Below are 14,560 nucleotides of genomic sequence, written 5' to 3' on the forward strand. Positions count from 1 at the left end.
AGGGGGACGAATCCACCGGCCCCGCTGCCGTTGATCGGGAGGGACTACTCCGCGGACTCCGCGGCGGCGTCGGCGCCCTCTTCCTCGGCCACGACGGGCGAGAGGGAGAGCTTGCCGCGGTCATCGATCTTGGTGATTTCCACCTGGATCTTCTGGCCGACGGAGACGACGTCCTCGACGTTGTCCACGCGCTTGCCACCGGCGATCTTGCGCAGCTCGGAGATGTGCAGCAGACCGTCCTTGCCCGGGGTCAGGGAGACGAAGGCGCCGAAGGTGGTGGTCTTGACGACCGTACCCAGGTAGCGCTCACCGATTTCCGGGACCTGCGGGTTGGCGATGGCGTTGATCGCGGAACGGGCGGCGTCCGCGGACGGGCCGTTGGTGGCGCCGATGTAGACGGTGCCGTCGTCCTCGATCGAGATATCCGCGCCGGTGTCCTCCTGGATCTGGTTGATCATCTTGCCCTTCGGGCCGATGACCTCGCCGATCTTGTCTACCGGAATCTTGACCGCGATGACGCGCGGAGCGAACTCGGAGAGCTCGTCCGGGGTGTCGATCGCGGAGTTCAGGACGTCCAGGATGTGGAGGCGGGCTTCGCGGGCCTGCTTGAGGGCCGCTGCCAGCACGGAGGCCGGGATGCCGTCGAGCTTGGTGTCCAGCTGGATGGCCGTGACGAACTCGGAGGTACCGGCGACCTTGAAGTCCATGTCGCCGAAGGCATCTTCGGCGCCAAGGATGTCGGTCAGGGCGGCGTAGCGGGTCTGGCCGTCAACCTGGTCGGAGACCAGGCCCATGGCGATACCGGCGACGGCGGCCTTCAGGGGCACACCGGCGTTCAGCAGCGACAGGGTGGAGGCGCAGACGGAGCCCATCGACGTCGAACCGTTGGATCCGAGAGCCTCGGAGACCTGGCGGATGGCGTAGGGGAACTCCTCGCGGGACGGAAGCACGGGCACGATGGCGCGCTCTGCCAGGGCACCGTGGCCGATTTCGCGGCGCTTAGGCGAACCGACGCGGCCGGTCTCACCGGTGGAATACGGCGGGAAGTTGTAGTTGTGCATGTAGCGCTTGCGCGTCACCGGCGACAGCGAGTCGATCTGCTGTTCCATCTTCAGCATGTTCAGGGTGGTGACACCCATGATCTGGGTCTCGCCGCGCTCGAAGATGGCCGAACCGTGGACGCGGGGCAGGACCTCGACCTCGGCGGTGAGCTGGCGGATGTCCGTCAGGCCACGGCCGTCGATGCGGACCTGGTCCTTCAGGATGCGCTGGCGCACGACCTGCTTGGTGACGGAGCGGAAGGCTGCGGAGAGTTCCTTCTCGCGGCCCTCGAACTGGCCGGCCAGGGAGGAGAGGACCTCGTCCTTGAGCGCGTCGGAGGCGGCATCGCGTTCCTGCTTGTCGGCGATCTGGAAGACCGCGGCAAGCTTCTCGGCGGCGGCGGACTCGACGGCGGCGTAGGTGTCGTCCTCGTAGTCCAGGAAGACCGGGAACTCGACCGTGGGCTTGGCGGCCCGGGCGGCGAGGTCGGCCTGGGCGTCGCAGAGAGCCTTGATGAACGGCTTGGCAGCCTCGAGGCCCTCGGCCACGACCTCTTCGGTCGGGGCGGTGGCGCCCTGTTCCTTGATCAGGTTCCAGGAGTTGTCGGTTGCTTCGGCCTCGACCATCATGATGGCGACGTCGTCACCGGCAACGCGGCCGGCGACGACCATGTTGAAGACCGAGTTCTCCAGCTGGGAGTGCTTCGGGAAGGCAACCCACTGGGAGCCCTGCTCGTCGGCGACGAGGGCAACGCGGACGCCGCCGATCGGGCCGGAGAACGGCAGGCCGGAGAGCTGGGTGGACATCGAGGACGCGTTGATCGCGACGACGTCGTAGAGCTCGTCAGGGTTGATGGAGAGCACGGTAACGACGATCTGGACCTCGTTGCGCAGGCCCTTGATGAAGGCCGGGCGCAGCGGGCGGTCCATCAGGCGGCAGGCCAGGATCGCTTCGGTGGACGGGCGGCCTTCGCGGCGGAAGAACGAGCCCGGGATGCGGCCGGCGGCGTACATGCGCTCTTCGACGTCGACGGTCAGCGGGAAGAAGTCAAAGCCTTCACGCGGGTGCTTGCCGGCCGTGGTGGCCGACAGCAGGGCGGTTTCTTCGTCGATGTAGACCATCGCGGCACCGGCGGCCTGCTTGGCAAGGCGGCCGGTTTCGAAGCGGATGACCCGCTTGCCGAAGCGGCCATTGTCAATGACGGCTTCCGAGAACTGGATTTCGGGACCCTCCATAGAGAGTCACCTCCGTTTCTTGTGTCACGGAGTCCAGCCGCATCAACCCAGTCCGGCATCTGTCTACCTGGACTGCACTGCACCCGGTCATCGATCGAGACCCACGGGCCCGGGCTTCGGTTCCTTGAAGCCCTTCCCGGAGGTCACTACCGAGGACCGCGAATGCGTGATGCGGTTGATCCTCCTGTTGAGTTTTTTGAAGAAGGCGGCCCCTTTCCGTGGGAAAGGGGCCGCCCCTAAAGCTGACTAGCGGCGCAGGCCGAGGCGCTCGATGAGCGCACGGTAGCGGTTGATATCAGTGTTCTTGAGGTAGGTGAGCATGCGCTTGCGGCGACCAACCATGGCCAGCAGACCGCGCTGGGTGTGGTAGTCGTGCTTGTGCACCTTCATGTGCTCAGTCAGATCCTTGATCCGCTGGGTCAGGACTGCAACCTGGACCTCCGGCGAACCGGTGTCGCCCTCAGACGTTGCGAAATCCTTCATGATGGACTGCTTTACAGCGGCTTCAAGTGCCACAATAACTCCTTGAGATGTGCCGTGAGGCCCGAATCAGTAATTCACTGCCGGGGATGCCGGACGCGCTTTTCCGCCGGAGCGGGAGAGCGTGGCAGGGCCCAGCAACCACGGACTGCAGCCGGACCCACCGTTTAGTTTACGGGCACGCCGCGGACGTTGTCTAAACCGGCCCTGCGCCGGCGTCGCGCCGGCGTCGACCTGCGGCGATCAGACGGCGTCGACCTGCGGCGATCAAGCGGCGTCGGCGAGCAGCCCGCGGATGGCCAGCACGCCGCGGTAGAGCTCTGCGAACGAGGTGCTCAGCGGGGAGAGGCCCAGCCGGATGCCGTGCGGGGCTCGGAAGTCCGGGATGACGTCCTGCTTCCACAGCGTTGCGGTCATTTCCCGGAACGCCGGGTGGTCCACGGTGATGTGGCTGCCGCGCCGCGCCGGGTCCCTGGGGGTGGAGAGCTTCACGCCGGAGGGTTCCAGCCAGGCGTCGAAGAGCTCCAGGGCATAGGCGGTCAGCAGCTCGGACTTGCGCCGGATCGCCGGCATCCCGGCCTCCTCGATCAGGTCCAGGGTTCCGCGCATGGCGAGCATGCCGAAGATCGCCGGGGTGCCGCTGAGAAAACCGCGGATGCCCGGGGCCGCCTCATAGCCGGGACCCATTTCGAAGGCGTCCTTGCGGCCCATCCAGCCCCAGATGGGCTGCTGCAGGCCGGGCAGGTGCCGGGCGTTGACGTACGCGAACGCGGGCGATCCCGGTCCCCCGTTGAGGTACTTGTAGGTGCAGCCGGCGGCGAAGTCCACGTCCGCGGCGTCCAGGGCGATCTCCACCGAGCCCGCGGAGTGGCAGAGGTCCCAGACCACCAACGCGCCGGCGTCGTGGATGGCGGCCGTGATCCCGGGCAGGTCCGCCAGGTGGCCGGAGCGGTAGGCGATCTGGCTCAGGACGACGACGGCGGTGGCGGGGCCGGTGGCGGCGCGCACCTGTTCCTCGGTAACGCCGGAGGCCTGGTCCGCCTGGATCCAGCGGATCGTCAGGTTTTCCTCGCGGGCGATCCCCTCCACCAGGTACCGGTCCGTGGGGAAGTTCTCGGTGTCCAGCACGATCTCGGTGCGGGCGGGATCCGTGACGGCGGCGAGGGCGGCACGGATGAGCTTGTAGAGCACCACGGTGGTGGAGTCGGCAATGATGGTTTGTCCCGGCGCGGCGCCGAGCGCGGCCCGGCCCAGCTGGTCGCCGATGGCCTGTGGAAGGTCCAGCCATTCCTCGTCCCAGCCACGGATCAGCCGGCCGCCCCAGCCCTGTTCGATGAACGCGGAGATGTCCGTGACGGTTCGCTTGAGCGGCCGGCCCAGGGAGTTGCCGTCCAGGTAGGACAGCTCGGATTCCGCGCCGACGAACTGGTCCCGGTAGGCGGCTAACGGATCGGCGGCGTCGAGGTCGAGGGCACGCTGCCACAACGGGTCGGCGCCGCTGTGCACCTGCTGGTTCTCGCTCACTGGCCGATCTCCGTTCGTACGGCGAAAAGTTCGGGGAAGAAGGTCAGCTCCAGGGCCTTCTGCAGGAATGCGGCGCCGCTGGAGCCGCCGGTGCCGGATTTCATGCCGATGGTCCGCTGCACGGTGCGCAGGTGGCGGAAGCGCCAGAGCTGGAAGTTGTCCTCCAGGTCCACGAGTTCCTCGCAGGCCTCGTAGGCGCCCCAGTTGTCCGCCGCGTTTTCGTAGATGTACTTGAACACCGGCACCAGCTCGGCAGAGAACTCATGGGCCTGGCTGACGTCCCGGTTCAGCACCGACTCGGGCACGTCAAAGCCCTGGCGCTTGAGGTAGGCGAGGAAGTCGTCGTAGATGCTGGGGGCCTCGAGCAGCTCCTGGAGCATCGCATGTGCCTCCGGGTCCGACTCGAAAACCGGCAGCATTTTGCGGTTCTTGTTTCCCAGCAGGAATTCCACGGCCCGGTACTGGCTGGACTGGAACCCGGAGGAGTTACCGAGGAAGCCGCGGAACTGGGAGTACTCGGTGGGCGTCAGGGTGGCCAGGACGGACCACTGCTCGGTGAGGGTTTTCTGGATGTGCTTGACCCGGGCGATGGCTTTGAGGGCGGAACCGAGGTCGTCGGTCCGGAGCCAGGCGGCGGCGCTGCGCAGTTCGTGCAGCACGAGTTTCAGCCACAGCTCCGTGGTCTGGTGCTGGATGATGAACAGCAGCTCGTCGTGGTGTTCCGGCTGGCTGACCGGCTGCTGCGCGCTGAGCAGCGTGGGCAGCTGGAGGTAGGAGGCATAGCTCATCCGGGTGCTGAAGTCGCGGACGATCTCCTTGTCCAGCTCCCGGGTGTTCTTCTCAAGTGTCACGTCTGGTGCCTTCCCCGCCGGCAGGATGTCAGCCGGCGAACAGGATCTGGTGGGTCTGGACGACGTCCAGCCGCATCTGCTCGATCAGAGCCTCCGGCCCACGGTACGCGACCATGCCGCGCAGCCGGGCCACGAATTCGACGACGACTGTCTGGTCGTACAGATCGAAGTCCTCCACGGCCTCCTGGGGCCGGTCGATGACATGCGCCTCCACCTGCCGGCTGACGCCGTCGAAGGTGGGGTTGGAGCCGACGGAGATCGCCGCGGGCCAGCGGGTACCGGCCTCATCCACCAGCCAGCCGGCGTAGATCCCGTCGGCGGGGATGTAGCCGGTGGCGTCGGCGGCGAGGTTCGCGGTGGGGAAACCCAGGTCGCGGCCGCGGGCTGCGCCGTGCACCACCGTGCCGCGCATCCGGTGCGGGCGGCCGAGGACGGCGGCGGCCGTGGCGACGTCGCCCTCGCGCAGCGCTTCGCGGACCCAGGTGGAGGAGCAGCGGCGGTCGCCGGCGCCGTGCTCGGCCGCGGCGCCATCTGTTCCGGCGTCATGCGTTTCGGCACCGTGCGTTCCGGCACTATCTCCTCCGGCGCCGTGCAGCGGGAAGCCCTCGGCGCCGAACTCGTTGATGACCTGGACTTCGAAGCCGAGCTTCTCCCCCAGGTCCTTCATGGTGTCCAGGTCTCCGGAGTTACCGCGGCCGAAGCGGGTGTCGTGGCCGATGACGACGTGGCTGGCCTTGAGCGTGTCGACGATGATGGAGGAGACGAATTCTTCGGGCGTGAGGCTGGCCAGTTCCAGCGAGTACTTCATCACCAGGACGGCATCCAGGCCCACCTCGCCGAGCGCGACGAGCTTGTCTTCGAGCCCCATGATCAGCTCGGGTGCGGACTCCGGCCGGTGTACCTGAGCGGGGTGCGGGTCGAAGGTGATGACGACGGCGCGGGCGTGGTTCAGGCGGGCGGTGCGGATGAGCTGGGAGAGCACCTGCTGGTGACCTCGGTGCACGCCGTCGAAGTTGCCGATCGTGACGACGGTCGGGCCGAAGTCCGTGGGGACCTCGGACGGATCGTTCCAGATGTGGACCATCTACCTCGCCTTTTTGCTGCCTGCCAAAACACTTTTCCCGGAGGGATAGGGCCGGCTCCGGAACTCTCCTAGGTTACCCGCATTCCTCCGGCTCCCCCGACGCCGGCCGGGTCCCCGAACCCGGCCCCGCCATCGGCGCCGTGGTAGCGTCCCCCTAACGCCGACGTAGTGACATGGCATCGATTTGGGGGACAGATGAAATATGGAATTACGGGCGCCCTGGCGCTAGTGGCGATACTCGGCGGGACGCTGTGCGGGTGCGCAGCGCAGCCCACGGGCGCCGTGCAGCCTGGGCCGGCGCAGGCCGGTCCGACGGACGCAGGTCGGACGGACGCAGGGCGGGCTCACGGTCCGGTGGGCGGTTACGAGGGCTGGTGGAACTCGACGCCGGCCAGCGGTGACGCCCACGGCCTACCTGCGGAGACGGTCGCCAACAATACCCGCACCAACCAGGTGGTGGACGCCTTCAACCGAAGCATCAACGACGCCGGCCGCCCCACGAAGATCAGCGATGTCGATTACATCGTCACCCCGGACCCGTCATGGCCGAAGGACTCGGTGGTCATCATTGACACTTCCACCCGTCAGGTCATCGCCAACTTCCGGGTCGATGCGGCGGGCGAGCCGATCCGGTAGGTTCCGACCTGTGCCGCAACCCGCCGTCGTCCGGGAACCGCGGGAGCAATACGCTCCGCTAGCCTGCCCGGGGCCGCGACTGCACCGGTGGTACTGATGGCAACCCGTTCAACCAGGCCTCCAGTTCCCGCGGCCGCCTGAAGATCATGATCTCGGCGGAGCCGCCGGCGCTGCTGAGGGAGCGCATGACCTGCCGCTTGCGGGTAAAGGACCGGAAGTGCCAGGCAATGATTGAGTCCTTGGCGAACAGCCGGCGAAGCGTCTCCCGGTTTCCGTTGCAGACCTCCTCCTTGGCGACGACCCGTCGGATGGACCGGCGAACGAGGCGGAGCAGGGATAGCCACCGGGGATAGTCCAGCCCGACGATGAGTTCGGCCCGGGGAACGATCAAATCCCGCCACACGCCGTAGGCGCTGTCCAGCACCCACTCGTCCAAGGCGGCGATCCGTGCGGCTGTCTGGCGTTGCTCCCCGTCGCCGGGCTGCTGCCACCCGGGCAGCCAGCCGATATCGTCATCCGCGGAGAACTCCGGAAGCCCGGTGCGTGCGGCGTAGGCCCGGGCGGCCGACGACTTTCCGCTCCCGGTGACACCGTAGAAGAGCACACGCGAGGGGCCCGGGGCCGGGGTGGGTGAGTTCATTTGCCCCAGCATGCCACACTGGGCGGATGCCCGAGTTCAGCCTCTCAGCGAGCCGCGATGTCTCCCGGTCGGAGCTGCTTGCCCTCTACGACTCCGTGGGCTGGACCGCCTACACCAACGAACCCGAGATGTTGGAACGGGCCGTTCGAAAGTCCTCCTTTGTCGTCACGGCCTGGGCGGAAGGCGCCTTGGTGGGTCTGGCAAGGGCTATGTCCGACGACGAGACTATTTGCTACGTCCAGGACATCCTGGTGCAACCCTCCTTCCATCGTTCGGGTGTCGGCCGACAATTACTGGCCGCGGTCATGGACCGGTTCGCTCACGTGCGGCAAACGGTCCTTTTGACCGACGACGAGCCGGGACAACGGGCGTTCTACGAGTCGCAGGGATTCATCGAGGGCGGCGACTCGAAGCCCCATGCTCTGCGCGTGTTCACACTGTTCCGATAGCGGCACCTGCAACCACTCCCTTGCCTCCCGAAATCACAGTCTGAAGTAGTGGTTTTGTCGGGGTTTTTGGTGGGGGTCGAGGTGGGGTGGCGGGATGTACCAGGGAGTCCCGGCCCGGGTTTGGATGGTCCATTGTTCTTTGTGGATCAGGTGATGGTGGTGCGAGCACAACAGGACACCGTTGTCTGTACTCGTTGGTCCGCCGCGGGACCAGTATTCGATGTGGTGGGCTTCGCACCAGGGGGCGGGGATGGTGCAGCCGGGGAAGGTGCAGCCTTTGTCGCGGGCGGTGATGGCTTTGCGGATGTGGGGCGGGAAGATCCTGCTGGTCCTCCCGATGTCCAGGACCCGGCCCTCGCTGCCGAGGAGGACGGGAATGATGTCCGCGTCGCAGGCGATTTTGCGGATGGTGGCGGCGGTGACGGGTCCGGTGAAGGCCAGCGTCCCGGTCCCGGCCAGACCCAGGGTCCCGGATGCTGACCCGTCCTGCGGGCCACGACCGTCGGCGGTAGTGAGGCGGGTGAGGAGGTCGCGGTAGTCGATAGTGACCATGACCTGAGGGCGGAATCCGCCCGCGGCGGGGAGCCCGCCGGTGGCGAGGGCGGCCTTGCAGGCGCCGATCAGACCGTCGAGCAGGCGCTGGGGCCGGGTCCGGAGATCCAGCCGTTCCTCGGACACTCCCGATTCCGCAGCGAAGGCCTCCTCCGGCGAAACTATGCAGCCTTCAGCGTCGGCTTTGTCGGCAGCGGCCGGGGTGGTCCCGCTGGCATCCACTGCGCCGGGAACGGTCGCGGCGGTGCGGGGGTTGGTGGCGGCGTTCATGACGGTGAGGAGGTGTTCGAACTGGTCGGTGGTGGCGAAGATTTCCAGGTGCTGGAGTCCGTGCCGGGGACGGCGGATGAACGCGCCCTGTAACCGGCGGAGAAGCTCCTCGGAGGGCTCGGCACCGTCCTGGTCGAGGCCGTCGATCCAGCGGCGGGCGACCCGGGTCAGGAAGTCCGGGTCATGAACCGACGCGACCGTGGTCAGGGCTTCTTCCATCCGGGCCACGGTGGCAGGGTCGGACAGGAGCCGGACCCGGTCGAGGGCCTGAGTGATGATGGTCGCGGACCGGGACGGGACCTCCCCTTCCGCGAACGCCGCGGCCAGTTCCCCGTGAACGGCCGGGATCGGCTGGCCGGTCAGCCCAACACGGGTCAGGACTTCCTGCGCCAGGCAGACCCAGCGGTGCGCCTCGGCGGTACTGATCCGTAGGCGGTCCCGCAGGAAGTCCGTGGTCCGCCGATACCCGTCACCTTCCGGCCCGGGCGTGGAGCGATCAGAAGCATCGGCTGCGGCGGCCTGGGTTCGCGTTCGGTCGACCGCTCCTGCGGCGACAACCTGCAGGAATTCCACGGCTCGGGCGATTTCCTCCACGTCCCCGGCGAAAGCCGCCGCCTCAGTGAAACCCAGCACCCCGGCGTCGTCGACCGCCGCCGTGCAGACCTCCCGGAGCGAAGCGGCGATATCCCCCAACGCAATACCGCCGCGCCCGCCAGCGACCGGTCCGGGGACCGGTAGAAACGAAACCGCAGCCGTTGCGTTCATGGGTTAATCCTGCCGCCGACCACTGACAATTAATCTCGCCCAGGCGGGCCGCATGCGCCCGTCACCGGTCGGCCGTTGAGCCGGTAGATACGAAAGCGCAGCCGTTGCGTCCATGACCCAATACTCTCGCCGACCTCTGACAATTAACCGCGCCTCAAAGACCCGCAGAAGAAACCCAGTGGCGTGACTCCCTATGACCTCGAGTGCGCCTCCCCGGAGTCACGCCGTACTGCCCGCGTGGCAGACTAGCGATATGGACAGCTCAGCCGCTCCCCTGCCCGACGCCCCGCAGCCAATCCCCACGCCGGACACGCAGGAAAAGCAGGAGAACCCCTACTTCGGGCCTCGCCGGCCGCACGGCCCCCGCGATCCGGGCGACGCCTGGGTGGAGGGCGACAAGGGGCGGTTCTGGGGCCGGTTCGGTTCGGCCGGGCTATTGGTCCACGACGCCGGCAAAGGCATCCTCCTGCAGCACCGTGCCACCTGGAGTGACCAGGGCGGCACCTGGGGCCTGCCCGGAGGTGCCTTGCACCAGGGCGAGGACGCGGTCAACGGTGCACTCCGCGAAGCGAAAGAGGAGGCCGCGGTGCCCCCGGAGTCGGTGGAGGTGCTGTTCACATCCGTGTTCGACGTAGGCTACTGGACCTACACGACAGTCGCCGCGCGAGTGATCGAGCCTTTTGACCCGGCGATCAGCGATCCGGAAAGCCTGGATCTGCAGTGGATTCAGCCGGCCAACGTCGATGAGCATGAGCTGCACCCCGGCTTTGCCGCCGCCTGGCCGGAACTGCGCCGGCGGCTGGAGCAAGCGTCCTAAGACCGGCGAACGACGAGCAGAGCAGGCTTAGCGCCCGGGAGTCTCGAAGGCGGAGAGGATGCGGCCGAGGTCGTGCTGCAGGTGGGTCCAGTTCTCCAGATCCTCCGGCAGTGCCTCGCGCTCGATCTTGTGCGCAGCGTCCAGCGCGGCGGTGCCGGCTTCCGTCAGCGCCACGGAGAACTGCCGGCGGTCGCGTTCGTCGCGGGTGCGGGTGACCAGACCGGAGTCTTCCAACCGGCCCAGGACGCGTCCCAGCGTCTGGCTCTGCACGGCAATACGCCGCGCCAGTTGTTCCTGGTTGAGCGGTCCGGCCGCGAGGCCTTGAAGGGCAATGACGCCGGCGTGGGTGAGTCCCAGCGCGGCCAGGGCGTTGTCCTTGCGGCGTTCAACGACCCTGGCGGCCATGGACAGCAGCTGGTCGGTCCGCCATTTTCTGGAATCGGGGGCGGCGCTCATGCCAGGCACCCCGGGAGCGGCCGCAAACTGACCTCGCCCACCGGCGCTGCGCCCGTGGCTGCGCCCTCAAATTCCCATGTCGCTCCGGGAATGGCGTTCATAGTACCCATGATGCCTCCCTCGCTTCGGTTGACCAGCAGGAAGCGAAACCGTCATTGCCCGCATCCGAGTTCCACAATAAGCATGCTTACTATGAATCGCAAGTTTACTTATTATCGCGGGCCTGCGGCGTGGTGCCAAGCATGCACGCCGGCGGAAAAGGATCGGGGCGCGGTCGCTGGAAATGGCGTACGACGACGGCGGCCGCGGCTGCCCGGCGACGGCTCGCCGCCGCGGGATTCAGAGGGCAGCCACACTCACCAGCGCGTGTACGCATCGGGCGGGGACGGGCGGTACCAGCGGCGGAGCCGGGGTCGGTCGGCAGGCGCGAACGGCATCACTCCGGAGCGCGCGGTTTCAGCAGCGAAGCCGCCGCCGTCGTCCGGATGCCGCGACCCGCCTCAGTCAGCGGAAGCAACCACCGGGGCCGAGGGGCGGCGGCGGTAGAGCCAGATCAGGCCCAGAATCGGCAGCAGCAGCGGGATGAACCCGTAGCCGCGCCCGAACAGGGACCAGACGGTCTCGTGCGGGAAGTTCACGGCGTCGAAGAGGCTCAGGGCCCCGACGACCAGCACGCCGACCAGTTCCACCACCACGGCCGTGACGGACACCTTGAACCAGGTGGGCCCGGGCTTCGCGAGGGAAATGGTCGCCACGATGTAAACCACCGCGGCGAAGGCGGACAGCAGGTACGCCAGCGGCGCCTCGGAGAACTTGGTGAGGATCTGGTAGCCGGCCCGCGCGGTCGCGGAGAGGGCGAAGATCGCGTACACCGCAATCAGCAGCCGCCCCGGACCGGTGTTGCGGGTATCCCTCGCGGTCCGGTTAGACCGACCTGCCCCCGCCGATCGGCCAAACCCACCGAGCCGGCCAGCGCCGGCTTCTCGGCCCCCAATGGCCCCGGACGGGTCCGTTGCCCCGCCGTCGTCCGTCGTGCCGGTTCCCCGCTCTGAAGCCGCCATGTTCTTCCTTGCCTCTTTCACGTCAGTACCAGATCTGATTCATCCGGGCGGCCATCACCAGGGCGGTCACGCCCACGGCCGCCAGCACAAAGTTGCTCCACCGGGTGCGTTCGGCGATGGCCCAGTACACGGCCCCCACCGGCAGCAGCAGCGCCGTAAACAGGTAGCCCCAGAACTCCCACGGCTCCCCCGCGATGTGCTCGCCCGATGCCACGCGGATGATCGAGCCCACCAAATAGACCAGCAGGGCCAGCTCTACGGCGGCCACGGAGAGAATGGTGGTGTCGTTCGGGGCCTTCTTCAGGATGCCGGCACCGGCGCAGAGCACGGTGGAGACCAGACCCACCACCAGGATGATGTAAAAATACGCGTCCACCCTCAGGCACCCGGCTTTCCGGTGTCCGGGGCGAAGACCAGCACGGGCTTGGCGTAGTTGCCGGCGTCGGAAAGCAACGCCACGAGGGAGCCGTCCGGGGCAAAGGCCGCCGCCGGATTCTCCGCCGTCGCAGCCTCCGGTGATCCGCCCGGCGCGCCGGCGGCGATCCGTCGGCCGAAGGAAAGCTCGACGGTTTCCTCGTCGCTGAGTTCGCGGTTGGGCATCAGCGCCCGCGCGGCCTGCGACATTTCCAACAGGTCCAGCTCCTCGGCGAGCTCCTCCAGGCTGTGGGCCTGGTCGAGGCCGTAGGGTCCCACCTGGGTGCGGCGCAGGGCCGTGAGGTGGCCGCCGACGCCGAGGGCGGAGCCCAGGTCGCGGGCGAGGGCGCGGATGTAGGTACCGGAGGAGCACTCGACGGTGACATCCAGGTCCAGCACCGCGCCGTCGGCGCTGCGCCGGAACGCGTGGATCTCGAAGCGGTGGATGGTGACCGGTCGGGCAGCGAGTTTGACCTCCTCGCCGGAGCGGACGCGCGCGTAGGCCCGCTCGCCGTTGACCTTGATGGCGCTCACGCTGCTGGGGACCTGTTGGATTTCCCCGGTGAGGGCGGCGACGCCGGTACGGACGGCGTCTTCGGTGACCCCGGCGGCGCTGGTGCGGCTGACGACCTCGCCCTCGGCGTCGTCCGTGATGGTCGACTCGCCCAGGCGGATGGTGGCGGTGTAGGTCTTGGACGTCCCAACGATGTAGGTCAGGAGGCGGGTAGCCTTGTTGACGCCCAGGACCAGGACGCCGGTGGCCATCGGGTCCAGGGTGCCGGCATGGCCCACCTTTCGGGTACCGGCGATCCGCCGCATCCGCCCAACCACATCGTGGCTGGTCCAACCCTGCGGCTTGTCTACTATCACCAGTCCAGAAAGCACGCCTCCCAGTATATCCGCGGCACACCGGCCTCCCGCCGCCCGGGAGTCGGCCGTGCGCAGCACCAGCGCAGCACCAGCACAGCACCGGGAAGCCACCGGGAAGCCACAGCCGGCAGGCACCGGCCCGGTCGCCAACCCGGCGGCTAGGATGGCAACCATGCCAGAGCTAGCCGCCCATGTCCGCGATGTTCCCGTCAACCAGATCCGCGAGATCACCGAGGCCGCCTGGCACACCCCCGGCGCGATCGTGCTGAGCATCGGCGAGCCGGGCTTCGCGCTCCCCCGTCACGTCCTCGAGGCCGGCATGGCGTGCCTGGACCGGGACGAAACCAACTACACGCCCAACGCCGGGATTCCCGCGCTGCGGGAGGCATTCGCCGCCCGCTTCCGGGAGCACAACGGCGTCGACGTCGGTGCGGATCGCGTGTACGTCGTCGACGGCGCCCAGCAGGGCCTGCACTTCGCGATGAGTCTGTTGCTCTCCCCCGGCGACGAGATCCTGGTGCCCAACCCCGGCTACCCCACGTTCGCCATGACCTCCAGCCTGCTGCACGCTGTCCCGGTCCGTTACCCGCTGTACCCGGACCACGCCTTCCAGCCGCGGATCGAGGACATTGAGGAGCTGATCACCCCGCGGACTCGGGTGCTGGTGCTCAACTCCCCCTCGAACCCGCTGGGTGCCGTGCTCAGCGAGGACCTCACGCGGCGGTTGGTGGAACTGGCGCGTAAGCACGACCTGTGGATCATCTCGGATGAATGCTACGAGGCCTTCACCTACGACGTCCCGCACGTCAGCCCGGCCCGGTTCGACAGCGACGTCCCCGGCAAGGCGCGCGTGTTCACGTCGCTGACGCTGTCCAAGACCTACGGGCTGACGGGCCTGCGGATCGGTGCGCTGATCTGCCCTCCCGGCCTGGAGCAGCAGATGAACAACGTCATGGAGGCGATCGTCTCCTGCGTGGCCTCCCCCTCGCAGTACGCCGCCTTGGCCGCGCTCACCGGCCCGCAGGACTACGTGTCCCACGCCCATGCCCACTACCGGACCAACCGGGACGCCGCCTCCCAGGTCCTGGACGCGAAGGCCATCCCCTTCCTGACCGCCCAGGGTGCCTTCTACCTGTGGGCGGACATGTCCCACGTCAGCGGCGGCAACGTCCGGGCCTGGGTGCGGCGTTTCCTGGCCGAGTCGGGAGTGGCCTTCGCCCCGGGGACCGCCTTCGGTTCAATCGGCGAGGGCTGGATCCGGATCGCCTTGTGCGGCGGCACCGCGGAACTGGTCGAGGGGCTGGAGCGGCTGCCCGGCAGGGACCGGTCCGGGGACGACACGGCCCCGGAGTCCCTACCGCGGGATGTGGCCAGGCAGTAGCCTGACCCGACACGTCCCAGCCGCCGGCGGCGGA

15 protein-coding genes are annotated in these 14,560 nt (G+C 67.9%); 4 read left to right on the plus strand and 11 right to left on the minus strand.

Features of this window, described 5'->3' with window-relative positions:
- Positions 1-44: 44 nt before the first annotated feature.
- The 5 genes from ACFUCU_RS09300 to ACFUCU_RS09320 form a co-directional block, all read right to left on the minus strand.
- The gene (locus tag ACFUCU_RS09300) at positions 45-2,276 is read right to left on the minus strand and encodes a polyribonucleotide nucleotidyltransferase (protein ID WP_377972184.1); all 2,232 of its coding nucleotides are present in this window, start codon (positions 2,274-2,276) and stop codon (positions 45-47) included.
- Between the two features lie 246 nt (positions 2,277-2,522).
- On the minus strand, positions 2,523-2,792 hold the full coding sequence (gene rpsO / locus ACFUCU_RS09305) for a 30S ribosomal protein S15 (RefSeq protein WP_290258342.1): 270 nt from the start codon (positions 2,790-2,792) through the stop codon (positions 2,523-2,525).
- A gap of 231 nt (positions 2,793-3,023) precedes the next feature.
- Positions 3,024-4,280, minus strand: a complete 1,257-nt coding sequence (gene kynU, locus ACFUCU_RS09310; protein ID WP_377972186.1) for a kynureninase — start codon at positions 4,278-4,280, stop codon at positions 3,024-3,026.
- The gene (kynA, locus tag ACFUCU_RS09315) at positions 4,277-5,131 is read right to left on the minus strand and encodes a tryptophan 2,3-dioxygenase (RefSeq protein ID WP_377972188.1); all 855 of its coding nucleotides are present in this window, start codon (positions 5,129-5,131) and stop codon (positions 4,277-4,279) included. The genes kynU and kynA overlap by 4 nt, the downstream gene beginning before the upstream one ends.
- A 28-nt stretch (positions 5,132-5,159) precedes the next feature.
- Positions 5,160-6,215, minus strand: coding sequence for a bifunctional riboflavin kinase/FAD synthetase (locus ACFUCU_RS09320; protein ID WP_377972190.1), 1,056 nt, complete (start codon positions 6,213-6,215; stop codon positions 5,160-5,162).
- 354 nt (positions 6,216-6,569) lie between these two features.
- Here ACFUCU_RS09320 and ACFUCU_RS09325 point away from each other — a divergent pair, with 354 nt between their 5' ends.
- The gene (locus ACFUCU_RS09325) at positions 6,570-6,851 is read left to right on the plus strand and encodes a hypothetical protein (RefSeq protein ID WP_377972192.1); all 282 of its coding nucleotides are present in this window, start codon (positions 6,570-6,572) and stop codon (positions 6,849-6,851) included.
- A gap of 58 nt (positions 6,852-6,909) precedes the next feature.
- On the opposite strand, the gene ACFUCU_RS09330 is transcribed toward ACFUCU_RS09325, so the two are convergent.
- The gene (locus ACFUCU_RS09330; RefSeq protein ID WP_377972194.1) at positions 6,910-7,491 is read right to left on the minus strand and encodes an adenylate kinase; all 582 of its coding nucleotides are present in this window, start codon (positions 7,489-7,491) and stop codon (positions 6,910-6,912) included.
- Positions 7,492-7,517: 26 nt separating this feature from the next.
- Here ACFUCU_RS09330 and ACFUCU_RS09335 point away from each other — a divergent pair, with 26 nt between their 5' ends.
- A complete protein-coding gene (locus ACFUCU_RS09335) occupies positions 7,518-7,940 on the plus strand; it encodes a GNAT family N-acetyltransferase (protein ID WP_377972196.1) in 423 nt (140 codons plus the stop codon).
- Positions 7,941-7,973: 33 nt separating this feature from the next.
- Here ACFUCU_RS09335 and ACFUCU_RS09340 read toward each other — a convergent pair whose 3' ends face one another.
- On the minus strand, positions 7,974-9,527 hold the full coding sequence (locus ACFUCU_RS09340; protein WP_377972197.1) for a DUF222 domain-containing protein: 1,554 nt from the start codon (positions 9,525-9,527) through the stop codon (positions 7,974-7,976).
- 253 nt (positions 9,528-9,780) lie between these two features.
- Between ACFUCU_RS09340 and ACFUCU_RS09345 the strand changes: the two genes are divergently transcribed.
- Complete coding sequence (locus ACFUCU_RS09345; RefSeq protein WP_377972198.1) at positions 9,781-10,344, plus strand: NUDIX domain-containing protein; 564 nt, start codon at positions 9,781-9,783, stop codon at positions 10,342-10,344.
- Positions 10,345-10,371: 27 nt separating this feature from the next.
- Here ACFUCU_RS09345 and ACFUCU_RS09350 read toward each other — a convergent pair whose 3' ends face one another.
- The 4 genes from ACFUCU_RS09350 to truB all read right to left on the minus strand — a co-directional run bounded on the left by ACFUCU_RS09350 (position 10,372) and on the right by truB (position 13,160).
- Entirely contained in the window at positions 10,372-10,800 is a 429-nt protein-coding gene (locus tag ACFUCU_RS09350; RefSeq protein ID WP_377972200.1) for a MarR family winged helix-turn-helix transcriptional regulator, read from the minus strand.
- Positions 10,801-11,300: 500 nt separating this feature from the next.
- Entirely contained in the window at positions 11,301-11,861 is a 561-nt protein-coding gene (locus ACFUCU_RS09355) for a hypothetical protein (RefSeq protein WP_377972202.1), read from the minus strand.
- 22 nt (positions 11,862-11,883) lie between these two features.
- Positions 11,884-12,237, minus strand: coding sequence for a hypothetical protein (locus ACFUCU_RS09360; RefSeq protein WP_290258352.1), 354 nt, complete (start codon positions 12,235-12,237; stop codon positions 11,884-11,886).
- A gap of 2 nt (positions 12,238-12,239) precedes the next feature.
- Entirely contained in the window at positions 12,240-13,160 is a 921-nt protein-coding gene (gene truB, locus ACFUCU_RS09365) for a tRNA pseudouridine(55) synthase TruB (protein WP_377972204.1), read from the minus strand.
- A gap of 157 nt (positions 13,161-13,317) precedes the next feature.
- On the opposite strand from truB, the gene ACFUCU_RS09370 reads away from it, so the two are divergent.
- Entirely contained in the window at positions 13,318-14,526 is a 1,209-nt protein-coding gene (locus ACFUCU_RS09370) for a pyridoxal phosphate-dependent aminotransferase (protein WP_377972205.1), read from the plus strand.
- Positions 14,527-14,560: the final 34 nt, after the last annotated feature.

This window comes from Arthrobacter sp. NPDC057259, from assembly GCF_042668995.1.
Lineage (GTDB): Bacteria > Actinomycetota > Actinomycetes > Actinomycetales > Micrococcaceae > Arthrobacter.